Annotated in this window: 18 protein-coding genes; 12 read left to right on the top strand and 6 right to left on the bottom strand. The window is 72.0% G+C overall.

Features of this window, described 5'->3' with window-relative positions; translation table 11 throughout:
• Positions 1 to 66 precede the first annotated feature (66 nt).
• Positions 67 to 2,346 carry an FdhF/YdeP family oxidoreductase gene (locus tag K1J60_RS33730; RefSeq protein WP_220649511.1) on the bottom strand — a complete coding sequence of 760 codons (2,280 nt, stop codon included), beginning with the start codon at positions 2,344 to 2,346 and terminating at the stop codon, positions 67 to 69.
• 660 nt (positions 2,347 to 3,006) lie between these two features.
• Here K1J60_RS33730 and polA point away from each other — a divergent pair.
• Positions 3,007 to 5,733, top strand: a complete 2,727-nt coding sequence (gene polA, locus K1J60_RS33735) for a DNA polymerase I (protein ID WP_220649512.1) — start codon at positions 3,007 to 3,009, stop codon at positions 5,731 to 5,733.
• Positions 5,734 to 6,235: 502 nt separating this feature from the next.
• Here the strand turns inward: polA and K1J60_RS33740 are convergent.
• Positions 6,236 to 7,087: a DUF4184 family protein gene (locus K1J60_RS33740; RefSeq protein ID WP_220649513.1), complete on the bottom strand. Its 852-nt coding sequence runs from the start codon at positions 7,085 to 7,087 to the stop codon at positions 6,236 to 6,238.
• 376 nt (positions 7,088 to 7,463) lie between these two features.
• Between K1J60_RS33740 and K1J60_RS33745 the strand changes: the two genes are divergently transcribed.
• From K1J60_RS33745 to K1J60_RS33755, 3 genes are all read left to right on the top strand, one after another.
• Positions 7,464 to 9,230, top strand: a complete 1,767-nt coding sequence (locus tag K1J60_RS33745; protein ID WP_220649514.1) for a lytic transglycosylase domain-containing protein — start codon at positions 7,464 to 7,466, stop codon at positions 9,228 to 9,230.
• A 158-nt stretch (positions 9,231 to 9,388) separates the two neighbouring features.
• Positions 9,389 to 9,523, top strand: a complete 135-nt coding sequence (locus tag K1J60_RS33750) for an SPW_0924 family protein (RefSeq protein WP_107072277.1) — start codon at positions 9,389 to 9,391, stop codon at positions 9,521 to 9,523.
• Positions 9,524 to 9,546: 23 nt separating this feature from the next.
• Positions 9,547 to 10,539 (top strand): DUF3068 domain-containing protein, encoded by a 993-nt coding sequence (locus K1J60_RS33755; protein ID WP_220649515.1) that lies wholly within the window; start codon positions 9,547 to 9,549, stop codon positions 10,537 to 10,539.
• Here the strand turns inward: K1J60_RS33755 and hrpB are convergent.
• Entirely contained in the window at positions 10,529 to 13,117 is a 2,589-nt protein-coding gene (gene hrpB, locus K1J60_RS33760) for an ATP-dependent helicase HrpB (protein WP_220649516.1), read from the bottom strand. The two genes, K1J60_RS33755 and hrpB, sit on opposite strands and share 11 nt — an antisense overlap.
• A gap of 25 nt (positions 13,118 to 13,142) precedes the next feature.
• On the bottom strand, positions 13,143 to 14,060 hold the full coding sequence (locus tag K1J60_RS33765; RefSeq protein WP_220649517.1) for a class I SAM-dependent methyltransferase: 918 nt from the start codon (positions 14,058 to 14,060) through the stop codon (positions 13,143 to 13,145).
• A gap of 317 nt (positions 14,061 to 14,377) precedes the next feature.
• On the opposite strand from K1J60_RS33765, the gene rpsA reads away from it, so the two are divergent.
• From rpsA to K1J60_RS33785, 4 genes are all read left to right on the top strand, one after another.
• Complete coding sequence (rpsA, locus tag K1J60_RS33770; RefSeq protein ID WP_033527102.1) at positions 14,378 to 15,877, top strand: 30S ribosomal protein S1; 1,500 nt, start codon at positions 14,378 to 14,380, stop codon at positions 15,875 to 15,877.
• A 268-nt stretch (positions 15,878 to 16,145) separates the two neighbouring features.
• The gene (locus tag K1J60_RS33775) at positions 16,146 to 17,084 is read left to right on the top strand and encodes a PAC2 family protein (RefSeq protein WP_033527101.1); all 939 of its coding nucleotides are present in this window, start codon (positions 16,146 to 16,148) and stop codon (positions 17,082 to 17,084) included.
• Between the two features lie 58 nt (positions 17,085 to 17,142).
• Entirely contained in the window at positions 17,143 to 17,772 is a 630-nt protein-coding gene (gene coaE / locus K1J60_RS33780; RefSeq protein WP_220649518.1) for a dephospho-CoA kinase, read from the top strand.
• 49 nt (positions 17,773 to 17,821) lie between these two features.
• Entirely contained in the window at positions 17,822 to 18,202 is a 381-nt protein-coding gene (locus K1J60_RS33785) for a tetratricopeptide repeat protein (RefSeq protein WP_033527100.1), read from the top strand.
• 14 nt (positions 18,203 to 18,216) lie between these two features.
• Here the strand turns inward: K1J60_RS33785 and K1J60_RS33790 are convergent, their stop codons facing one another.
• On the bottom strand, positions 18,217 to 18,483 hold the full coding sequence (locus K1J60_RS33790; protein WP_220649519.1) for a DUF6343 family protein: 267 nt from the start codon (positions 18,481 to 18,483) through the stop codon (positions 18,217 to 18,219).
• An 89-nt stretch (positions 18,484 to 18,572) separates the two neighbouring features.
• Here K1J60_RS33790 and K1J60_RS33795 point away from each other — a divergent pair, with 89 nt between their 5' ends.
• The 3 genes from K1J60_RS33795 (at position 18,573) to K1J60_RS33805 (ending at position 20,948) form a co-directional block, all read left to right on the top strand.
• Entirely contained in the window at positions 18,573 to 19,565 is a 993-nt protein-coding gene (locus K1J60_RS33795; RefSeq protein WP_220651825.1) for an acyltransferase domain-containing protein, read from the top strand.
• Between the two features lie 117 nt (positions 19,566 to 19,682).
• Positions 19,683 to 20,363, top strand: a complete 681-nt coding sequence (locus K1J60_RS33800) for a class I SAM-dependent methyltransferase (RefSeq protein ID WP_259408037.1) — start codon at positions 19,683 to 19,685, stop codon at positions 20,361 to 20,363.
• A 120-nt stretch (positions 20,364 to 20,483) separates the two neighbouring features.
• The gene (locus K1J60_RS33805) at positions 20,484 to 20,948 is read left to right on the top strand and encodes a DoxX family protein (protein ID WP_220649521.1); all 465 of its coding nucleotides are present in this window, start codon (positions 20,484 to 20,486) and stop codon (positions 20,946 to 20,948) included.
• Between the two features lie 67 nt (positions 20,949 to 21,015).
• Here K1J60_RS33805 and K1J60_RS33810 read toward each other — a convergent pair whose 3' ends face one another.
• Complete coding sequence (locus K1J60_RS33810; RefSeq protein WP_033527097.1) at positions 21,016 to 21,525, bottom strand: RNA-binding S4 domain-containing protein; 510 nt, start codon at positions 21,523 to 21,525, stop codon at positions 21,016 to 21,018.
• A 63-nt stretch (positions 21,526 to 21,588) separates the two neighbouring features.
• On the opposite strand from K1J60_RS33810, the gene K1J60_RS33815 reads away from it, so the two are divergent.
• The gene (locus tag K1J60_RS33815; protein ID WP_259408038.1) at positions 21,589 to 22,347 is read left to right on the top strand and encodes a uracil-DNA glycosylase; all 759 of its coding nucleotides are present in this window, start codon (positions 21,589 to 21,591) and stop codon (positions 22,345 to 22,347) included.
• The last annotated feature ends 73 nt before the right edge of the window (positions 22,348 to 22,420 follow it).

Consider the following 22,420-nt stretch of genomic DNA (forward strand, 5'->3'; position numbering starts at 1 on the left):
GGGGCTCCGTTCGTCGTCGATCGCGTGCGCCGCCGGCGGAGGGGCGCCGGTGTGCTGAGCAAACGCTCAGTCGGTGGACGATTGTTCCAGACGGACCACGACGGACTTGCTGGCAGGGGTGTTGCTGGTGTCGGCGGTGGAGTCCAGCGGCACCAGCACGTTGGTCTCCGGGTAGTAGGCGGCCGCGCAGCCCCGCGCCGTCGGGTAGAGCACCACCCGGAAGCCGGGGGCGCGCCGCTCGACGCCGTCCTTCCATTCGCCCACCAGGTCCACGTACGACCCGTCGGCGAGCTTCAGCTCCCGCGCGTCGTCGGCGTTGACCAGCACGACCCGGCGGCCGTTCCTGATGCCCCGGTAGCGGTCGTCCAGGCCGTAGATGGTGGTGTTGTACTGGTCGTGCGAGCGCAGCGTCTGCAGCAGCAGGCGGCCCTCGGGCAGCCGCGGGTACTCCACCGGCGCGGCCGTGAAGTTGGCCTTGCCGGTGGCGGTGGGGAAGCGGCGCTCGTCGCGCGGGGCGTGCGGGAGGGCGAAGCCGGACGGGTCGGCCACGCGCGCGTTGAAGTCCTCGAACCCGGGCACCACGCGCGCGATGCGGTCGCGGATCGTCGCGTAGTCCTTCTCGAACTCCTCCCACGGCGTACGGCTGTCCTCGCCGAGGACCCGCCGGGCGAGCCGGCACACGATGGCCGGCTCGGACAGCAACTGCCCGCTCGCGGGCTCCAGTCGGCCGCGTGAGGCGTGCACCATGCCCATGGAGTCCTCCACGGTCACGAACTGCTCGCCGCCGCCCTGGAGGTCGCGCTCGGTGCGTCCGAGGGTGGGCAGGATCAGCGCCCGCGCGCCCGTGACCGCGTGCGAGCGGTTCAGCTTCGTCGACACGTGCACGGTCAGCCGCGCACGGCGCATCGCCGCCTCCGTGACCTCCGTGTCGGGGGACGCCGAGACGAAGTTGCCGCCCATGGCGAAGAACACCTTCGCCTTGTCGTCGCGCATGGCCTTGATGGCCCGTACGACGTCGTAACCGTGCTCCCGGGGCGGGGCGAAGCCGAACTCCCTCTCCAGGGCGTCCAGGAACGCCGGCGCGGGCCGCTCGAAGATGCCCATGGTGCGGTCGCCCTGCACGTTGGAGTGGCCGCGCACCGGACAGACACCGGCGCCGGGGCGGCCGATGTTGCCGCGCAGCAGGAGGAAGTTGACCACCTCGCGGATGGTCGGCACCGAGTGCTTGTGCTGGGTGAGGCCCATGGCCCAGCAGACGATGGTCCGCTTCGAGGCGAGGACCATGCGCAGGGCCTCGTCGATCCGCTCGCGCGTGAGACCGGTCGCCGTGAGCGTCTCGTCCCAGTCGGCCGCGCGGGCCGCCGCCGCGAACTCCTCGTAGCCGTGGGTGTGTTCGCGGACGAACTCCTCGTCGACCGCGCCCTCGGTCTCCAGGATCAGCCTGTTCAGGAGACGGAACAGGGCCTGGTCGCCGCCGATGCGGATCTGGAGGAACAGGTCGGTGAGGGCGGCGCCCTTGAGCATGCCCTGCGGTGTCTGCGGGTTCTTGAACCGCTCCAGACCGGCCTCGGGCAGCGGGTTGACGGTGATGATCTTCGCGCCGTTCGCCTTGGCCTTCTCCAGCGCGGAGAGCATCCGGGGGTGGTTCGTCCCGGGGTTCTGCCCGGCGACGACGATCAGGTCGGCCTTGTAGAGGTCCTCCAGCAGGACGCTGCCCTTGCCGATGCCGATGGTCTCGGAGAGCGCGGAGCCCGACGACTCGTGACACATGTTGGAGCAGTCCGGCAGGTTGTTCGTGCCGAACTCCCGGGCGAACAGCTGGTACAGGAACGCGGCCTCGTTGCTGGTCCGCCCGGAGGTGTAGAAGAGCGCCTCGTCGGGGGAGGCGAGGGCCTTCAGTTCCTCGGCGACGATGTCGAAGGCGCGGTCCCAGGACACCGGCTCGTACCGGTCGCCGCCCTCGGGGAGATACATGGGGTGGGTGAGCCGCCCCTGCTGCCCCAGCCAGTAACCGCTGCGCGTGGCGAGATCGGCCACGCTGTGGGCGGCGAAGAACTCCGGGGTGACCCGACGGAGCGTGGCCTCCTCGGCGACCGCCTTCGCGCCGTTCTCGCAGAACTCCGCCGCGTGCCGGTGGTCCGGTTCCGGCCAGGCGCAGCCCGGGCAGTCGAAGCCGTCCTTCTGGTTGACCCGCAGCAGCGTCAGCGCGGTCCGCTTCACGCCCATCTGCTGCTGCGCGATCCGCAGGGTGTGCCCGATGGCCGGCAGCCCGGCCGCCGCGTGCTTGGGCCCCGCGACCTGGGGTGCGTCCTGAACCGGATCATTCTTCGGCGCCTTGCCGGCCATGACTGCTCCCCATTCGCATACACGTGCTGTTCGGGCGGGTGGCTATGTCTCCGATCCTCGCACGTGTCATCAGACGGGAACGAGGGCGATCGGAGACGGGATGGTGGGGGAGCGGTGGCGCGGTCGGGGTGGGGTGTGGGCAGGGAACGAGGAGGGGGCTGCGGGCGGGGATCGGGACCGAGGCGGGCGGGGCGGGGGCTTGTGCCGGGTCGGGCTGAGGCGGATCGGTGGCTCGGACTGTGGAGGGGTTGCGCCGAGTCGGGGCGGACTGATGGGACTGGGCAGGGCGGATGGTGGCCGGGGCGTGGGCGGGCGGGGCTGACGCGGCCAGGCGGCGGGGCGGGGTGTGCCGGGCCGGGACCGAGGCAGACCGGTCGCCGAGGCTGCGGCTCGGCGGGGGCCGGGGCGGCGGTGGGGCGTGGCCGGTCGGCGGTCCTCGGGGCGTGGCCCGTCGGTAGTCGGTAGTCGGTAGTCGGTTGTCGGTGGTCGAGCTCGGCGTGTCCGTGGCGGGCTCTCTCGCCGCCCCCCACCGTCCGCCGTGACGGTGATCGGTCGCGGTGTCGGTGCCCGGCGGCTGCGAACCAGCCGGGGCCCGGTCCCACCCGGTCCTCCACACCTCCCTGGGCCCGGCTGTCAGTGGTACGTGGCAGGATCGGGGTCGTGGCAGAGACAGGATCGAAGAAGACCGACAGCTCCCCCGGCGGCAGCCGTCCCCGGCTCATGCTCATGGACGGGCACTCGCTGGCCTACCGCGCGTTCTTCGCGCTGCCCGCGGAGAACTTCACGACGGCGACGGGCCAGCCGACCAACGCGATCTACGGCTTCGCGTCGATGCTGGCGAACACGCTGCGCGACGAGGCGCCCACCCACTTCGCGGTCGCGTTCGACGTCTCCCGCAAGACCTGGCGCTCGGAGGAGTTCACCGAGTACAAGGCGAACCGCTCGAAGACCCCGGACGAGTTCAAGGGCCAGGTCGAGCTGATCGGCGAGCTGCTCGACGCGATGCACGCCGTCCGCTTCGCCGTCGACGGCTTCGAGGCCGACGACGTCATCGCCACCCTCGCCACCGAGGCCGAGGCCGAGGGCTTCGAGGTCCTCATCGTCACCGGCGACCGCGACTCCTTCCAGCTCGTCAGCGAGCACACCACCGTGCTCTACCCGACGAAGGGCGTCTCGGAGCTGACCCGGTTCACCCCGGAGAAGGTGTTCGAGAAGTACGGCCTCACGCCTGCCCAGTACCCGGACTTCGCGGCCCTGCGCGGCGACCCGTCCGACAACCTCCCCGGCATCCCCGGCGTCGGTGAGAAGACCGCGGCGAAGTGGATCAACCAGTTCGGTTCGTTCGCGGACCTCGTCGAGCGGGTCGAGGAGGTCAAGGGCAAGGCCGGGCAGAACCTCCGCGACCACCTGGAGGCCGTCAAGCTCAACCGCCGCCTCACCGAGATGGTCCGCACGGTCGAACTGCCCAAGGGCGTGGGCGACCTGGAGCGCGCCGCGTACGACCGCAAGGCCGTCGCGATGGTCCTGGACACCCTGGAGATCCGCAACCCCTCGCTGCGCGAGCGTCTGCTCGCCGTCGACCCGGGCGCGGAGGAGGCCGACGCCGGTCAGCCGGCCGCCCCGGGCGTCGAGGTGGACGGCACGGTCCTCACCTCCGGCGAACTGGCCCCCTGGCTCACCGAGCACGGCACGGACGTCCTCGGTGTCGCCACCGTCGACACCTGGGCGCTGGGCACCGGCTCGGTCGCCGAGGTCGCGCTGGCCGCCGCCGGGGGAGCGGCCGCCTGGTTCGACCCGACGCAGTTGGACGAGACCGACGAGACGGCGTGGGCGGCCTGGCTCGCCGACACCGCTCGGCCGAAGGTGTTCCACAACGCCAAGGCCGCCATGCGGGTCTTCGCCGAGCACGGCTGGACCGTGGACGGCGTCTTCATGGACACCGCGCTCGCCGCCTACCTGGTCAAGCCGGGCCGCCGCTCCTTCGACCTGGACGCGCTCTCCCTGGAGTACCTGGGCCGCGAGCTGGCGCCCGCCGCTACGGCCGACGGCCAGCTGGCCTTCGGCGCGGACGAGGGCGCCGAGGCCGACGCGCTGATGGTGCAGGCCCGCGCGATCCTCGACCTCGGCGGTGCCTTCGGGGAGCGGCTGGAGGAGGTCGGCGCGGCGGAGCTGCTGCGCGACGTGGAGCTGCCCACCTCCGCGCTGCTGGCCCGGATGGAGCGCCACGGCATCGCGGCGGACCGGGCGCATCTGGAGGCCATGGAGCAGATGTTCGCGGGCGCCGTGCAGCAGGCGGTGAAGGAGGCGCACGCGGCGGCGGGGCACGAGTTCAACCTGGGCTCGCCCAAGCAGCTCCAGGAGGTCCTCTTCGGCGAGCTGGGCCTGCCCAAGACCAAGCGCACGAAGACGGGCTACACCACGGACGCCGACGCCCTCGCCTGGCTCGCCGGACAGACGGACAACGAACTGCCGGTCATCATGCTCCGCCACCGCGAGCAGGCGAGGCTCCGGGTCACCGTCGAGGGCCTGATCAAGATGATCGCCGCGGACGGCCGGATCCACACCACCTTCAACCAGACGGTCGCCGCCACGGGCCGTCTCTCCTCCGTCGACCCGAACCTCCAGAACATCCCGGTCCGCACCGACGAGGGCCGGGCCATCCGTCGCGGCTTCGTCGTCGGCGAGGGCTTCGAGTCGCTGATGACGGCGGACTACAGCCAGATCGAACTGCGCGTCATGGCCCACCTCTCCGAGGACGCGGGGCTGATCGAGGCGTTCACCTCCGGCGAGGACCTGCACACCACGGCCGCCGCCCAGGTGTTCGGGGTCGAGCAGTCGGCGGTCGACGCGGAGATGCGCCGCAAGATCAAGGCGATGTCGTACGGCCTGGCCTACGGGCTGTCCGCGTTCGGCCTCTCCCAGCAGCTGAACATCGAAGCGGGTGAGGCGCGGGCCCTGATGGACGCGTACTTCGAGCGGTTCGGCGGCGTGCGGGACTATCTGCGCCGAGTCGTGGAGGAGGCGCGGGCGACGGGGTACACGGCGACGCTCTTCGGGCGCCGGCGCTACCTGCCCGACCTCAACAGCGACAACCGGCAGCGCCGCGAGGCAGCGGAGCGGATGGCTCTGAACGCGCCGATCCAGGGCACCGCCGCCGACATCGTCAAGATCGCCATGCTCAACGTCGGCCGCGCCCTGGACGAGGCGGGCCTCGCCTCCCGCATGCTCCTCCAGGTCCACGACGAAATCGTCCTGGAGATCGCCCCCGGCGAACGCGAGCGCACCGAACAACTCCTGCGCCACGAAATGTCCAACGCGGTCCACCTGCTGGCCCCGCTGGACGTCTCGGTGGGCCACGGCCCGGACTGGGAGTCGGCGGCGCACTAGCCGACGGAGGTGGGGTGGGGTGCGGGGTGCGTTGTCGGATGCGGCTCCGGTGGGGCTTCTCGGCGCAGATCCCCGCGCCCCTGAAAGGCCTACGGCCTTTCGGGCCGGAAAGCACGGGTCGCAGCCCCTGCTTTTCAGGGGCGCGGGGAACTGCGCGACCAGCCCCCACGCACCCTCACCCGACAACGCACCCCGCACCCCCGCGTGCTCACCCGACCGGCCCACATCAGGGCGCCCCCGGCGGAGCACAGCCGTAAGGATGCCCGCATGGGCATACGCACGCTCCGCCGTCGTACAGCGACAGCTGCCACCCGCCTGTCAGGGGTGCGAACCCGCCTCACCCGCGGCCCCAGGAACCGCATCCGCGTCCGGCGGCCGCACAGCCTCTACCCCTGGCCGCTGACCCACCCCCTGGCGGCCCTCCTCGGCCGCGTCCCGCCGTACGCCGCACGCGCCGCCAGACCCCGCATCCCCAGCGGGGCCCCGGCCCGGCGCCCGGTGCTCAGCGGCGGACCGAACTGTCCGCCTCCGCGTCGACGGCGGGCGCCGCAACGGCGGGAGCCGGGCGCCGCGCCCTGACCCCGACCCCGTAGAGGACCAGGCCGACCACCAGCCCGGCGCCCGCCCCGAAGCACACGGTCGGGATGACCTCGTACGGCTTGGCGACCGACCCCCAGTGCGCCCACCACCGGGCCACCCGCTGCGCCGCGGCGACCAGCGCGCACCCACCGATGACGACGCCCGCCACCCACCGGTCGGCCGAGGAGAGCACCGGCACGCCCACGGGCTCGCCCACCGGCTGCCGACGCAACGCCCGCACGACGAAGACGGCGAGCACGACCGCCGCGACCGCGGAGCCCCCGTACTGGAGGTACCAGTAGAGCGGCGAGCCCGCGATCTCCTCGCCGAGGACGGGGAAGAGCCGCATCCCCCACCGGTCGAGATGCGTGAAGGCGTCCCACACCACATGGGTCAGCGAACCGAGGGCGGCCGACACGTACCACCACAGCGCCACCGACGGGCTGAACCGCCGCGCCCCCGTCCCGCACCGCACGAGCGCGGCCACCCTGCCCTGACGCCTCCTCGGCAGCAGCGCCACCAACGGCTCCCGGAGCATCAGCCACAGCCCGACCAGCGCCCAGGTGACGAGCACGTCGACGGTGAAGACCCCGGCGAAGGAGTGCGTGACATCGCCGAACTCCATGGCCTCGGGCAGCACACTCGCCCCGTAGTAGGTCATGTCGGGCGCGAACGAACCGGCCACGAGTACCGAGGGCACCAGGGACCCGCGTCCGGTCCCGTTTCCTCGCAGGGCGGGCAGTACGGCGGCCGCGTGGCTGAGCGTGAAGGGCAAGTCGTCCCCCTGTGACGGACTTTGGCCGGACGGATCGACCGGCGATGACCGGTCGCCAGTATGCGCGACCGGGGTTCGGCCCTCGGAAAGACGCCCGCAGACAGCAAACCGATAAGGCCAATCGGTGAATATCGGGCACCAACGGGTGTCCGGGCGACGGAAGTTGTCGTAGGGTCGCCTGGGCCGTCGCGCCGGTCGGTGCGGTGGTCGCCGGAGTTCTGGAAATGGAATGCCGGAACAGCGCAACCAAGACCGGACTTCCGGAGTCGGTGTACCTGGGCGGGGAAGCCGGTCCGGCGAAACCGGAAGAAATGCCCGAGACATCACGAGACGGGAAGAACGCCAAGGCGTTCGGTCACCGGGAGGGGTTCACTCAATGGCGGCGCAGTTCGGTCTGAGGCTCCGCAAGGGGGCGGCCACCACCGTCCTGGCCGCGGCCACGGTGGCGGCGATGGCCGCCTCCCAGGCCCCGGGAGTGACCACCGACGGCGCGGGCAGACAGACCACGGGCTCGCCCTCCCCGGAGATGAGCACCCAGGCCGACGAGACCGCCTCCGGCAACTCCCGGTACTACACGGACCTTCCGCCCCTCGACAGCCCCAACCCGACGACGGGGACGGGCGACGGCTCGGGCACGACCGGCGGCTCCGAGCGCGGCATACCGGCGACCGTCCTCGACGCCTACAAGCAGGCCGAGGCGTCCCTGCGCGAGTCCAAGCCCGGCTGCAACCTGCCCTGGCAACTCCTCGCCGCCATCGGCAAGGTCGAGTCCGGCCAGGCGCGCGGCGGCCGTGTCGACGCCGAGGGCACGACGATCGGCAAGATCCTCGGTCCCCAGCTCAACGGCAACGGCTTCGCGAACATCAGCGACACCGACGACGGCGCCTACGACGACGACCGCACGCACGACCGTGCGGTCGGCCCCATGCAGTTCATCCCCTCCACCTGGGAGTGGGCGGGCCGCGACGGCAACGACGACGGAGCCGAGGACCCCAACAACATCTACGACGCCGCCCTCGCCGCCGGCCACTACCTGTGCCGCTTCGACTGGGACCTGTCGAACGACGCCAACCTGCGCAGCGCGATCCTCAGCTACAACAACTCGACGGAGTACTACAACACCGTCATGAGGTGGCTGGAGCACTACCGCGACGGCACCCACGAGATCCCGGACGGCACCGGCTCCCTTCCCCAGACGCCGAGCGGTGGCAACAGCAACAACACCGGCGGCGGCAACAGCGGCGGCCGCAACGGCGGTGGCTCCACGACGAGCCCCAGCCCCAGCCCCAAGCCGTCGAATCCGTCGAAGCCGTCGAAGCCGGGTACCGGCGAGCCGGGCGGTGGCGGCAGCACCCCGAAGCCGCCCACCACCACACCGCCCACCCCGACGGACACCGTGCACCACCTGGAGAACGCGGGCGCGTCGAACCTCACGGCCATGGCCGGGGACACCTTCACCGGCAAGCTCGCCACCCGCACGGAGACCAAGGCCGGCAAGGCCGTCGCGAAGGTCCGGGTCCGCTTCACCGTCGTCGGCGACACCGACACCACGTTCATCGGCGGCGAGAAGGTGGCGACCGTGATCACCGACAGCGCGGGCAAGGCCACCGCCCCCGCGCTCGTGGCCGGCGAGAAGACCGGCACCGTCACGGTCCGGACCACCGTCGTGGGCCGCTCGGTGACCGCCCTGGACCACAAGGTCACCGTCACCGCCCGCGGGGCCGACGCCCTCGCCCGCACCGGCACCACCGCGCTGACCTGCGTGCCGAACGGCGAGTTCGCCGAGCAGATCGAGGTCAAGGCCACCTACAAGGGAGAGGTCGCCGACAAGGTCGCCGTCAGGGCGACCCTGATCAAGTCCCTCCTCGACACCACCGCGAACGACAAGGGCCCCTACTTCAAGGACGCGGCGGGCAACCCCGTACGCACCCTGACCGCCCTGGAGACCGACGCCGACGGTCTCCTCAAGCTCCCGAAGCTCTACTCCGACGACGCCACCGGCACGTTCCTGCTCCGCGTCGAGACCGAGGGCGGCGCGACCCTCACGCTCGAACTGAAGGTGGAGGACCAGGCCGAGACGACCGAGCCCACGCAGCCCACCGAGACGACCGAGCCGACGACGCCGAGCCCCAGCGAGTCGTAGACCTCTCGGTCGTCCGTACGGCCGCGGCGGCGCCCCTCCCGGAGGAGGGGCGCCGCCGTATGTGCGCGACGTGTTCTCATCTCGCCCGCACGTTGCTACGGTGCCGCACCTGACGAAGTATCAGTTCCCGTCATGAGGCCCGTAGCCGGGAGGTCCGTATGCGTGCCCTGATCGCCGCCGCGACCGGTCTCGCCCTCGCCTTCGCCCTGGTGTTCACGCTCACCGCGCTGGGCTCACCGACGGGGAAGACGTCACCGAAACCACTGTTGACGACGGTCCCCGCACATCCGTGACCCGCCAGGGAGGGAGGCCCGAGATGCGCCGTAGGTCCGGTCTGATCCTGCTCGCGCTCGCCGTGTTCTTCACCGCGCTGTCCCCACTGCTGCGCTGGTACGCCTTTCCGAACCTGGCCAAGATCCCGGCGAACCAGTACCAGGACATGGTCCTGGAGGCCAAGGACGCCACCCTCCTCGACTACGGCACGATGACCGCCCGTACGGTGCCGAAGGTCACCATCGTGCAGACCCTCAAGGGCAACGTGGAGGCCTCCGAGGAGATCGAGAAGACGACCGACCGGGACGTCGTCGTCTGGGACGGCCTGTCGTACGTCCAGGGCCCCGACGGCGAGATGGTCTCCCGCATCCCCGAGCGCTACATCTTCGACGCACACACCCAGGAGCCCGTCCACGCCAAGGGCGAGATGGTGGACGGCGACCCCGTGGAACGTCGGGGCCTGGAGTTCAAGTGGCCCTTCCTCACGGAGAAGAGGGACTACGAGTACTTCGACGCCCAGGCCCGGATCACCGCCCCCATCCACTACAAGGGCACCCAGGACTTCCGCGGCGTCGAGGTCTACTACTTCGAACAGACCATCCCCTGGACCGAGGTGCCCTTCCCCCGGACCATGCCCGTGGAGGGCATCACCCGGGAGACGGTCGCGCAGACGGGCACGACCCGCTGGTACACCACGGTCCGCAGGTTCTGGGTGGAACCCGTCACCGGCGCCCCCGTCTACGGCGAGGAGATCCACAAGGAGGAACTGCGCGGCGGCACGCTCCTGGGCGACCGCGAGAAGGTGACCGCCTTCGCCGGTCACGTGAAGATGCGCGAGGACTACATCGACCACACCGTCGACCTGGTCACGTCCCAGCGCACCCTCGTCCTCCTCATGACCTCCTACCTCCCCTGGGGATTCCTGGGCCTAGGCCTGCTGCTGCTCGCCCTCTCCCTCTACGTCGAGGCCCGCGGCCGCAGGCCCGGCGAACCGGAGTCCGCGAGGCCCCCGGCGTCCGAGCCGGTCAACGCCTGAGCCGCGCGTTGGTGTACCGGGTGGGCTCGGCCGTCGCCGGGTCCTCCGGCCACGGATGCCTGGGATACCGGCCCCGCAACTCCGCCCGTACGGCCCGGTACCCGTCCCGCCAGAACGAGGCGAGATCGGCGGTGACGGCGGCGGGCCGCCCGGCGGGGGACAGCAGATGCACCAGCACGGGCACCCCGGCCAGTACCGGCGACTCCCGCAGCCCGAACATCTCCTGCAGCTTCACCGCCAGCACCGGCTGTTCGGGCCGGGAGTAGTCGACCCGGATCCGCGACCCGCTCGGTACCTCGATCCGCTCGGGCGCCAGCTCGTCCAGCCGTGCGGCGTCCCCCGTGGCCCACGGCAGCAGCCGCTTCAGCCCCTCCCCGGCATCGATCCGCCCGAGGTCGGCCCGCCGTCGGGCCCGGCTCACCTCGGGCTCCAACCACTCCTCCACGCGCGCGTGCAGGGCGCCGTCGGACACATCGGGCCACGGTTCACCCAGCCGCTCCCGCAAGAACGCCAGCCGCTCCCGCAACCGCGCCGCGTCCTGGGACCACCGCAACAGCCCGAACCCCTCGTCCCGCAGCCCTTCCAGCAACGCCTGCCGAACAAGTGCGGGCGCCGCCTCCCGCAACGGCCGCACCGCCAACTCCACGGCCCCCAGCCGCTCCACCCGCCGTGCCACGACGTCCCCGTCCCGCCACGCGACCTCCTCGTCCCGGCGGTACAGCTCCCCGGCCGCCTCCCGGGCGACCCCCTCGTCGACCGCGACCCCGAGCCGCACGCGCGCGTGCCCGCTCCCCACCGCCCGGTCGGCCACAGCCACGGAGATCCAGGGCACCCCTCGCAATCCGGACCCCTCCGCCACCTCGGCCCGGGTCCCGGACACCATCAGAAACGCCCCGCCCTCCCCCCGGGCCACCCTCTCCGGGAACGCCAGAGCCGCCACCACCCCGACCCCGCGATCGCCCCCGGCAGCCGCCCACCCACCCGCCTGCGCCTCACCCGTTCGGGAGTCCTGGGCCGGGGCGGGATGGGAAGGAGTCCCGGTCTGAGGCCCGGTCTGAGTCCCGGTCTGAGACGCGGACGGGGACGCGGTCCGCAGCCGCCGGACCTCGGTGCGCCAGCGAGCCGCGTAGGCGTCACCCCCGTGCCGGGCGCGGCGCAGCGCGGCGGCCAGGTCGTCGCCGTACTCCCGCGGCGGCTCCTCGCTCAGCAGCGCGACCACCTCGGCCGCGCACTCGGCTCCCACCAGCGGCGTCGCGTCGAGGAGGGCGCGGGCCAGCCGTGGGTGGAGCCCGAGCCGGGACATACGGACACCGCGTTCCGTGGCGTGCCCCGTGGGGGAGACGGCACCGATCGCGGAGAGGACGTTCCGGGCTGCCGCCATCGCCCCACCGGGCGGCGGATCCAGCAACGCCAGCCCGGTGGCCTCCGGGTCGCCCCAGCACGCCGCCTGCAACGCGAACGCCGTCAGGTCGGCCACCTTGATCTCCGGCGAGGGGAAGCGTGGCAGGCGGGCGTCCTCGGCCTCCGCCCAGCACCGGTAGACGGTGCCCGGGGCCTCGCGCCCCGCCCGCCCGGCCCGTTGCCGTCCGGCCGCCCGCGAGGCCCGGACCGTCGTCAGCGAGCCGATGCCCCGCGCGTGGTCGACCCGCGGCTCGCGCGCGAGCCCGGAGTCGACGACCACCCGCACCCCGGGCACCGTCAGCGAGGACTCGGCCACCGACGTCGCCAGCACCACCCGCCGCCGCTCCCCGCCCGCCAGCACCGCGTCCTGCACCGCCGCCGGCGCCCGCCCGTGCACCTGGAGCACGTCCACGTCACCGAGCCCGCCCAGTTGTCCCGCCACGCGCGCGATCTCGCCCACCCCCGGCAGGAAGCACAGGACGTCGCCCTCCCGTTCGGTCAGCGCCCGCCGCACCACCGACGCGACATGCGTCAGCGCCGCCGGGTCCACCCGCATCCCGTGCGGCGGCCGTACCGGACGGGCCGGCGGCGCCCACACCACCTCGACCGGATACGACACCCCCTCGGCCGCCACCACCGGCGCCCCGCCCAACAGCCGCGCCCAGCCCTCGGCGTCGGTCGTCGCCGACGCCGCCACCAGCCGCAGCTCGGGCCGCAGCGCCGCCCTGACGTCGAGCAGGAACGCCGCGACCGTGTCCGCGTCCAGATGCCGTTCATGGCACTCGTCGAGCACGACGACGTCGACCCCGGGCAGCTCCTGGTCCCGCTGCAACCGTTGCAGCAGCACGCCGGTGGTGACGACCTCCACGCGCGTGCGCGGCCCCACCACCCGCTCGCCGCGCACGGTGTGGCCGACGCTCTCGCCCACCTTCTCGCCCAGCAGCCACGCCATCCGGCGGGCCGCCGCCCGCGCCGCGATCCGCCGAGGCTCGGCGACGACCACCCGACGCGCCGGCCCGCCGTCCGACAGCCCCGCGAGGGCCAGGGGCACCAGCGTCGTCTTGCCGGTGCCGGGCGGCGCCACGAGGACCGCGGTGCCGTGCCCTTCCAGGGCCTCGGCCAACGAAGGCAGGGCAGCGCGCACGGGCAGCGCGTCCAGGGCGTCGTAACGGATCACGCCCCCAGTGTGTCGCGTGCCCGTCTCAGTCCCGCTCGCACACGAAGATCGCCGTCCCCGGGATCAGATGGCCGCGCAGTGGGGACCAGCCGCCCCACTCGGAGGTGTTCCAGGCGGGCCACTCCGGCTCGACGAGGTCGACCAGACGGAAGCCGGCGGCCACGACGTCACGGACGCGGTCGCCGATCGTGCGGTGGTGCTCCACGTACACCGCCCGCCCCCGCTCGTCCTGCTCGACGTACGGAGTGCGGTCGAAGTAGGAGGCGGAGACGGACAGCCCCTCCGGGCCTGGCTCGTCGGGGAAGGCCCAGCGGATCGGATGGGTCACCGAGAAGACGAAACGGCCCCCGGGGCGCAGGACGCGGCGGACCTCCCGCAGCACCCGCACCGGGTCGGCGACGAAGGGCAGCGCCCCGTACGCCGAGCACGCCAGGTCGAAGGAGGCGTCCGCGAAGGGCAGGTCGCCGGCGTCGGCGCACACCAGGGGGAACGATCCCCCGATGCGCAGCGCGTGCTGCAGCTGGCGGTGGGACAGGTCCAGGGCCACCGGGCGGGCCCCCTGGGCGGCCAGCCAGCGCGCGCACTGCGCGGCACCGGCGCCGATCTCCAGGACGTCCTTGCCCTTCAGCTCCTCGGGCGGGCCCAGCAGCTCCGCCTCGATCTCGTCGAGCCCTTCCGGGCCCCACACGAAACGGTCGTCGCCGAGGAACGTGCCGTGCTCGACCTGGTAGTCGTCGGCGTTCCGGTCCCACCAGCCCCGGTTGGCCCGGGAACTCTCCGCCACCCCGGCATCGCGTCGGGTGGCCTCCGCTTCGTCGGTCCCGGCGGCACCGGAGGCCCCGTGGGCCTCGACGGCTTCGTGGTCATCGGGCTCTTGGATGATCGGCTCCCTCGTCGTACTCTTCCGTAACCTGCGTGCCGCGACCCGCTCCGGTGGTGTCACGAAAGGGGTCTCCCGGGCCTGCGTGGCCTCAAGGGACAGGTTTTGTGCCGGGTATGCGGCGTTCCGCCCCGGGTGTGCGCCTTCGCGCATTGACCCTGCCTGGCTGCCCCCGTATGCTACAAGTTGCGCTGCGGGCCTGCGCACCTCAGACGTAGCAGGCTGCGCTCGCATCTGTCGTATGTCCCCTCGGTTTTCGAGGCGCCACCGGCTTCATGTCATGTGGTGCTTCCTTGGCTGTCCGGCTTCTTCAGAGCGATACGGGCTCCCGGCGTAGCAGTACCTACGACTTCAATGTCCGTACCGGAGCCCTTTCCCACATGACGAGCAGCACCGAGACCACCGCAACGACCCCGCAGGTTGCGGTCAACGACATCGGTAACGAGGAAGCCTTCCTCGCCGCGATCGACGAGACGATCAAGTACTTCAACGACGGCGACATCGTCGACGGCGTCATCGTGAAGGTCGACCGGGACGAGGTCCTGCTCGACATCGGTTACAAGACCGAAGGTGTCATCCCGAGCCGCGAGCTCTCGATCAAGCACGACGTCGACCCCAACGAGGTCGTCGCCGTCGGTGACGAGATCGAGGCCCTCGTCCTCCAGAAGGAGGACAAGGAAGGCCGCCTGATCCTCTCGAAGAAGCGCGCCCAGTACGAGCGTGCCTGGGGCACCATCGAGAAGATCAAGGAAGAGGACGGCATCGTCACCGGTACCGTCATCGAGGTCGTCAAGGGTGGTCTCATCCTCGACATCGGCCTCCGTGGCTTCCTGCCGGCCTCCCTCGTCGAGATGCGCCGTGTCCGCGACCTCCAGCCCTACGTGGGCAAGGAGCTCGAGGCGAAGATCATCGAGCTGGACAAGAACCGCAACAACGTGGTCCTGTCCCGCCGTGCCTGGCTGGAGCAGACCCAGTCCGAGGTCCGCCAGACGTTCCTCACGACCCTCCAGAAGGGTCAGGTCCGCTCCGGCGTGGTCTCCTCGATCGTCAACTTCGGTGCCTTCGTGGACCTGGGTGGCGTCGACGGTCTGGTCCACGTCTCCGAGCTGTCCTGGAAGCACATCGACCACCCCTCCGAGGTCGTCGAGGTCGGCCAGGAGGTCACGGTCGAGGTCCTCGACGTCGACATGGACCGCGAGCGCGTCTCCCTGTCGCTGAAGGCGACCCAGGAAGACCCGTGGCAGCAGTTCGCCCGGACCCACCAGATCGGCCAGGTCGTGCCCGGCAAGGTCACGAAGCTGGTTCCGTTCGGTGCGTTCGTCCGCGTGGACGAGGGCATCGAGGGTCTGGTCCACATCTCCGAGCTGGCCGAGCGCCACGTGGAGATCCCGGAGCAGGTCGTCCAGGTCAACGACGAGATCTTCGTCAAGGTCATCGACATCGACCTCGAGCGTCGTCGCATCAGCCTCTCGCTGAAGCAGGCCAACGAGTCCTTCGGTTCGGACCCGGCCTCGGTCGAGTTCGACCCGACGCTGTACGGCATGGCCGCGTCGTACGACGACCAGGGCAACTACATCTACCCCGAGGGCTTCGACCCCGAGACCAACGACTGGCTCGAGGGCTACGAGACCCAGCGCGAGGCTTGGGAGGGCCAGTACGCCGAGGCGCAGCAGCGCTTCGAGCAGCACCAGGCCCAGGTCATCAAGTCCCGCGAGGCCGACGCCGCTGCCGCGGCCGAGGGCGGCGACGCCGCGGGTGCGGCTCCGGCCGCGGGTGGCGGCGGCTCGTACTCCTCCGAGGGTGCGGACACCTCCGGTGCCCTCGCTTCGGACGAGGCCCTGGCTGCCCTGCGCGAGAAGCTGGCCGGCGGCCAGAGCTGAACGCTCACGGCTGATCGTTAGCCGATAACACCTCGGGCCCGCATCCACCTCGGATGCGGGCCCGAAGTGCGTCCCGGGGCGGGGTGTTGGAACCCCCTCCCGAGCAACGCGCCACCGGACGCGCCCACTTCGCCGGTGACCCGAGCAGCCCCACCCCCGACCGCCGGCACGGGGCGTTCGTGCCGGGCCGTGTTCGGGGAGGCGTTCCGGGGAATGCCCGGGCCCGCTCCCGCGTTGTCGAGTACGAACACGAGGAGGAGCGTTCACAGTGCTTGATCCGCAAGGTTTGTACGCATGGGAGCCGAAGGGCCTGGCAGTCGTCGACATGGCGCTCGCCCAGGAGTCGGCTGGACTTGTCATGCTCTACCACTTCGACGGATACATCGACGCGGGTGAGACGGGCGACCAGATCGTCGAACGGCTCCTCGGCTCGCTGCCCCACCAGGTGGTGGCCCGCTTCGACCACGACCGGCTCGTGGACTACCGGGCACGCCGCCCGCTGCTGACGTTCAAGCGCGACCGCTGGAGCGACTACGAGGTTCCCGCCCTGGAGGTGCGGCTCGTCCAGGACGCCACCGGAGCACCGTTCCTGCTGCTGTCCGGTCCCGAGCCGGACGTGGAGTGGGAGCGTTTCGCGGCCGCCGTCCAGCAGATCGTGGAGCGGCTCGGCGTGCGCCTGTCGGTGAACTTCCACGGCATCCCCATGGGCGTCCCGCACACCCGCCCGGTCGGCCTCACCCCGCACGGCAACCGGGCCGGGCTCGTCCCCGGCCACCGCAGCCCCTTCGAGGAAGCCCAGGTGCCCGGCAGCGCCGAGTCCCTCGTGGAGTACCGCCTCATGGAGGCCGGACACGACGTGCTCGGCGTCGCCGCGCACGTGCCGCACTACATCGCCCGCTCGCCCTACCCGGACGCCGCCCTGACCGTCCTGGAGGCCGTCACGGCCGCCACCGGCCTGGTCCTGCCCTCCGTCGCCCACGCCCTGCGCACGGAGGCGCACCGCACGCAGACGGAGATCGACCGGCAGATCCGGGAGGGCGACGAGGAACTGGTCGCCCTCGTGCAGGGCCTGGAGCACCAGTACGACGCCGCCGCGGGCGCCGAGACGCGGGGCAACATGCTCGCCGAGCCCGTCGAGATCCCCTCAGCCGACGAGATCGGTCGGGAGTTCGAGAAGTTCCTGGCAGAGCGGGAGGGCGAGGGCTGAGCCCCGAGAATCAGGGTCTCCCGCAGTCGTGTCAGCGGCAGGGCCTATGCTGCCGGGCATGCTGAAAGTGGGTCTGACCGGCGGCATCGGCGCCGGCAAGAGCGAGGTGTCGCGGCTGCTGGTGGAGTGCGGCGCCGTGCTGATCGACGCCGACCGCATCGCGCGTGAGGTCGTCGCTCCGGGCACCCCCGGGCTCGCGGCGGTCGTCGAGACCTTCGGCGAGGGCGTCCTCGCGCCGGACGGCGGCCTGGACCGCCCGAAACTGGGCTCCGTCGTGTTCGCGGACCCGCAGAAGCTCGCCGCGCTGAACGCGATCGTGCACCCGCTGGTGGGCGCCCGCTCCAGAGAGCTGGAGGCCGCCGCGGCCGAGGACTCCGTCGTCGTCCACGACGTCCCCCTGCTCGCCGAGAACGGCCTCGCGCCGCTGTACGACCTGGTGGTCGTCGTGGACGCGGCCCCCGAGACTCAGCTCGACCGCCTGGTGCGTCTGCGCGGCATGACGCCGGAGGACGCCCGCGCGCGCATGGCCGCACAGGCGACCCGCGAGAAGCGGCTGGAGATCGCGGACATCGTCGTCGACAACGACGTACCCCTCGACGACCTGCGGCGACGGGTGCGGGAGGTGTGGGCGGACCTCACCCGTCGGGCCCACGCGCCCCGGGCAGGATCCGAACACCCACAGGAATAGCGGGGTCGCAGGGGGCGTTGAACCGTCCCAGCAAGGGAAGGACTCAGCCGTGCCCGAGACCAGCGGTTCCACCGGACGTACTCCGGAGACGCATGTCATCGACTTCCGTGCCGCCGAGCATCTGCTCGCCGCGAAGGACCCACGGGGCGCGGTGAAGCTGCTCGACCGAGTCATAGCCGAGCACCCCGAGAACACGGCCGCCCGGCTGCTGCGCGCCCGTGCCTTCTTCGCCGCGGCCCAACTGCGGCCAGCCGAGCTTGAGTTCACCATCGTCCTGGAGCGCGAACCGGACAACGCGTTCGCGCACTTCGCCCTGGCCCGCACCTATCAGCGCCAGGCCCGCGACGACCAGGCCAAACGCCACTTCCGGCTCGCCGCGGCCCTCGACCCGAACCCGCAGTACCTGGAAGCGGCCCGGTTCGACTCCTGACGGCCGGGCCGCCGCTACGGCTGGTGATGTCTCGGCGGCTGGTACGGCGGGATGTCGCGGCCCGGCTGGTAGTGCGGGCCCTGACGGATGTGGCGCAGGACCATGACCAGGTCGACGGTGACGATCAGCCACAGCACCCCGCAGGCGACGGCCCAGCCGGTACGGCCGACGACAGCGAAGGCCGTCGTCCCGGCGATCGCCCAGATCAGGCCCCAGACGCTCAGCCAGAGCCGCATCCGCAGGGGACTGCGCGCTGTCGTCGGTTCACTGCCGGTACGCATCGGATCGCCACTCCTCCTCGTCCTATTCGGAAACGTACTCCCCGTCCCACACGTTTCTCCACATGACCGACGGGAACGGGGAGACGATGGTGCTGCTGGACGCGGTGCGGGCGGACGAGAGGCTCGCCGACTGGCTCAAGGGCCTGGAGGAGAGCGGGAGCGTCTCCGGAGCGGAGGCGCGGCTACCGGACGCCGACGACGGACTGCTCGACGCGCTGGTGGACCTCGCCGTGCCGTACGAGGACATCAACGACCTGATCGCGCTGCGCCGCACGCTGGCGGCCGACGAGGGGGCGACCTGGCTGTTCGGGCGGTGCGTCGACGCTCTGGTGCGGGACATGGGCCGGGTCGGCAAGGGGCTGCGCCTCCTGCCGCTGCCCCTGGAAGCGGGCCCGCTCGGCCGCTACTTCCACGTGTTCGTCCTCGTGGCGGCCCTGCCGTACGTGCGCGCGTACCACCGTGAGCGCGGGATCCCCGACGACGTCTCCCGGCGCACCCTGGCCGACCTGGGCCGAGGTCTGGTGCTGCACCGTCGGCGGTACGGCGTGGGCGGGCTCGTCGCGCCGACCTGGTTCTCGCTGCACTTCCACGGGGAGCTGTTCCAGCTCGGTCGGCTGCAGTACCAGCGTGCCCGGATGGGCGGACGGGAGGGCGTCGCGCTGGCGGCGGCGGGTCTCGCCCTGGGGCCCGGGGCCCCCTGCCTCGACCTGCACATACCCGATTACGCGGGGCCCCTGACGCCTACGGCGTGCGACCGGTCGCTGGCCTCGGCCCACGACTTCTTCGCACGGCACTTCCCGGAGGAGCGATACACGGCGGGCTGCTGCCACTCCTGGCTCCTCGACCCGCAGCTGCGGCGCTATCTGCCGGCGGACTCCAACATCGTCCGGTTCCAGCAGCGGTTCCGGGTCGCCGACGGCACCGGTGAACCCGAGGACGACCTGCCGGTCCGCTTCGTGTTCGGAGACCCCGACCTGCCGGTGGAGACACTGCCGCGCCGCACGCGTCTCGAACGGGCCGTGGTCGATCACTTGCGCGCGGGCGGGCACTGGTACAGCGGACACGGCTGGTTCGCCTGGTGAGGCATCCGAGGGCCACCGGAACCGAGCCGGCGGAGACACGCGGGTTCACCCCATCGGGTGACTCCTGACAGGAACGGCCCCTGCCTGCCCGGCCGTTGAACGGATATGGGCATTCAGATGCGTGACGGGTACGAAGGGACCGGGGCCGGCGCGATCACCCCGGACGGCTGCGCGGTCGAGCTGTACACGCGGCTGCCGGTGGGCGACGAACCGGAGGTGATCGCGGGCGTCGCACCCGCGGGTGCGCGCATTCTCGAACTGGGCTGCGGAGTGGGCCGGATGACCCACCCCCTGATCGAGCGGGGGTTCACCGTCACGGCGGTCGACGAGTCGGCGGAGATGCTGGAGCGGGTGCGCGGCGCCCGCACCATACATGCCTCGATCGAGGAGCTCGATCTGGACGAGAAGTTCGACGTGGTGCTGCTCGCCTCCTTCCTCGTCCACACCGGGGACCCCGAGGTGCGGCGGGGAATGCTCGCGACCTGTCTGCGGCATCTCGCGGACGACGGCTTCGTACTGATCCAGCGCGAGGGGGAGGACTACCACACGAACGTCCCCCGGGAGCGGGTCGACCCCCGAGGCTTCACCATCCGCATAGCCTCGACCGAACCGGTCGGGGACGGGGTCAACTCGGTGTTCGCGGAGTACTTCTTCCCGGACGGCGAATGGACCCAGACGTTCCGCTCGCGCCCCATGACCAAGGAGCAGTTCGAGGAGGCGCTGGCGGAAGCCGGGCTGACGGTGGACCGGTATCTGACGGAGGACCGGATCTGGGTGAAGGCGGTGCCGGTGGGGTGAGAGGCGGCCGGGGGCGAAGACTTTCGGCGTGAATTCCGGTCGGACGGCGATGAGTTCGGTGGAGTGGTCCGGTCTACCTCTGTGACAGCGAACATCCATCCGCTTCACTCAGGAGATCCCATGTCCGAGACCACCGCTCCCGTCACCCGCGCCGCGTCCGCCACCGTCTCCGCCGCCCCCTCGCAGGCCGTCCCGCGGGGCAAGGGCGCCCGGATCTCGCTGCGCGCGCTGCAGATCGCGCTCGCGCTGTTCTACGGGTTCGCGAGCGCTCTGCCCAAGCTGATCGCGCACCCGTCGGCCGTCGAGTCCTTCGAGACGCTCGGCTGGGGCAGCGCGGGGATGTACACCATCGGTGTGCTCGAACTGGCGGGTGCCGTCGGGCTGTTGATCCCCGTGCTGGCCCCGGTCGCGGCGGTGTCGCTGGGCGCGCTGATGGTGGGGGCGTTCATCACGCAGATCACCGCCTTCGACGGGGAGTACGCGGCGACACCGCTCATCCTGATCGTTCCGCTCGCCCTGATCGCCTGGGTGCGACGCCAGGACGCGGCCGGGCTGACGAAGCTCACGCCCGGCCGTCGGGCGTGACCGTCGCGGCCGTGCGGCCGCACGGCGGGGCGAGCGACAGCCACTGGTGGGCCTCCGGCGGGCGGACTCAGGTGGGACGGCGATGACGGTCGGCGTTCGCCGCCTCCGCGAGGCCCCGCAGGCGCTCCATGTCCCGCCGGTCGCGCTTGGTGGGGCGGCCGGCGCCCCGGTCACGGATCCCGGCGGGGGCGACGGCCTCGCGGGGCGGGGGCGGCGGGGAGTTGTCGACGTAGCACTCGGCGGCGACGGGCGCACCGACCCGCTTGCGGATCAGCCGCCGCACGATCACGATCCGCTCGTGGCCCCCGGCCTGGCGCAGTCGTACCTCGTCGCCGACGCGCACCGCGTACGCGGGCTTGACGCGTTCGCCGTTGACCCGCACGTGTCCGCCACGGCAGGCGGTGGCGCCCATCGAGCGGGTCTTGACCAGGCGTACGGACCAGATCCAGCTGTCGATGCGCACGCTCTCGCCGCTCGCCGGACGGGCCGCCTCGGCGGACGCCGCCGTCGACCCGTCGGAGCCCCCGTTCGTCACGGCCGGATCGCCCGCCCGCTCCCGCGTACCTTCAGAAGCCATGCCTCGACCTTAGCTCCCGGCCGGCCGCACGGGGGAGGCGATCACCGGACGTACCGTGGAGGGATGGACGGCGGCGGCAGCGGTGGTGGCGACGTGGTGGCCGACAGCGGATGCGGTGGCGGCGCGGGCACCGGGCTGGCCGCGCTGGACGCGCGGATCACCGGATGCCGGGCCTGCCCCCGGCTGGTCGAGTGGCGGGAGGAGGTCGCGCGCACCCGGCGGGCCGCGTTCGCCGACCAGGAGTACTGGGGGCGGCCGGTACCGGGCTTCGGGCCGGCCGACGCCGCGCTGCTGATCGTGGGGCTCGCGCCCGCCGCGCACGGGGCGAACCGGACGGGCCGGATGTTCACCGGCGACCGCTCGGGCGACGTGCTGTACGCGGCGCTGCACGACGTGGGCCTGGCCTCACGCGCCACGGCGACCGCCGTGGACGACGGGCTGGAGCTGTACGGCGTACGGATCACCTCACCCGTGCACTGCGCGCCGCCCGCCAACAGGCCGACGCCCGAGGAGCGGAACACCTGTCGGCCCTGGCTGCGCCAGGAGTTGGAACTGCTGCGGCCGACGCTGCGGGCCGTGGTCGTCCTCGGTGCCTTCGGGTGGCAGGCCGCGCTGCCCGCGCTCGCCGAGGCCGGTTGGGCCGTTCCCCGGCCCCGGCCCGTCTTCGGTCACGGCAGCCACGTACGGCTCGACGATCTCGACCTCTTCGGCTGCTTCCACGTCAGCCAGCGCAACACCTTCACCGGCCGCTTGACCCCGGCCATGCTGCGGGACGTCCTGCGCAAGGCGGCGAGGTCGGCGGGGCTGGCGGTCGCGGGGTAGGCGAGGGGGAGGGGCCCCGCCCGCCCGGCGGAAAACCGGCTGTCGACCGTGTCGTAAGCCGGTTAGGGTCGCG

Origin of the sequence: Streptomyces akebiae (assembly GCF_019599145.1) — a bacterium.
GTDB lineage: Bacteria > Actinomycetota > Actinomycetes > Streptomycetales > Streptomycetaceae > Streptomyces > Streptomyces akebiae.

Coding starts and splice junctions, on each gene's coding strand:
- K1J60_RS33815 (WP_259408038.1), top strand. CDS start 21,589: ATGGACGGCGGCGGCAGCGGTGGTGGCGACGTGGTGGCCGACAGCGGA.
- K1J60_RS33755 (WP_220649515.1), top strand. CDS start 9,547: ATGCGCCGTAGGTCCGGTCTGATCCTGCTCGCGCTCGCCGTGTTCTTC.
- coaE (WP_220649518.1), top strand. CDS start 17,143: ATGCTGAAAGTGGGTCTGACCGGCGGCATCGGCGCCGGCAAGAGCGAG.
- K1J60_RS33750 (WP_107072277.1), top strand. CDS start 9,389: ATGCGTGCCCTGATCGCCGCCGCGACCGGTCTCGCCCTCGCCTTCGCC.
- K1J60_RS33810 (WP_033527097.1), bottom strand. CDS start 21,525: ATGGCTTCTGAAGGTACGCGGGAGCGGGCGGGCGATCCGGCCGTGACG.
- K1J60_RS33745 (WP_220649514.1), top strand. CDS start 7,464: ATGGCGGCGCAGTTCGGTCTGAGGCTCCGCAAGGGGGCGGCCACCACC.
- K1J60_RS33730 (WP_220649511.1), bottom strand. CDS start 2,346: ATGGCCGGCAAGGCGCCGAAGAATGATCCGGTTCAGGACGCACCCCAG.
- K1J60_RS33805 (WP_220649521.1), top strand. CDS start 20,484: ATGTCCGAGACCACCGCTCCCGTCACCCGCGCCGCGTCCGCCACCGTC.
- rpsA (WP_033527102.1), top strand. CDS start 14,378: ATGACGAGCAGCACCGAGACCACCGCAACGACCCCGCAGGTTGCGGTC.
- K1J60_RS33790 (WP_220649519.1), bottom strand. CDS start 18,483: ATGCGTACCGGCAGTGAACCGACGACAGCGCGCAGTCCCCTGCGGATG.
- K1J60_RS33800 (WP_259408037.1), top strand. CDS start 19,683: ATGCGTGACGGGTACGAAGGGACCGGGGCCGGCGCGATCACCCCGGAC.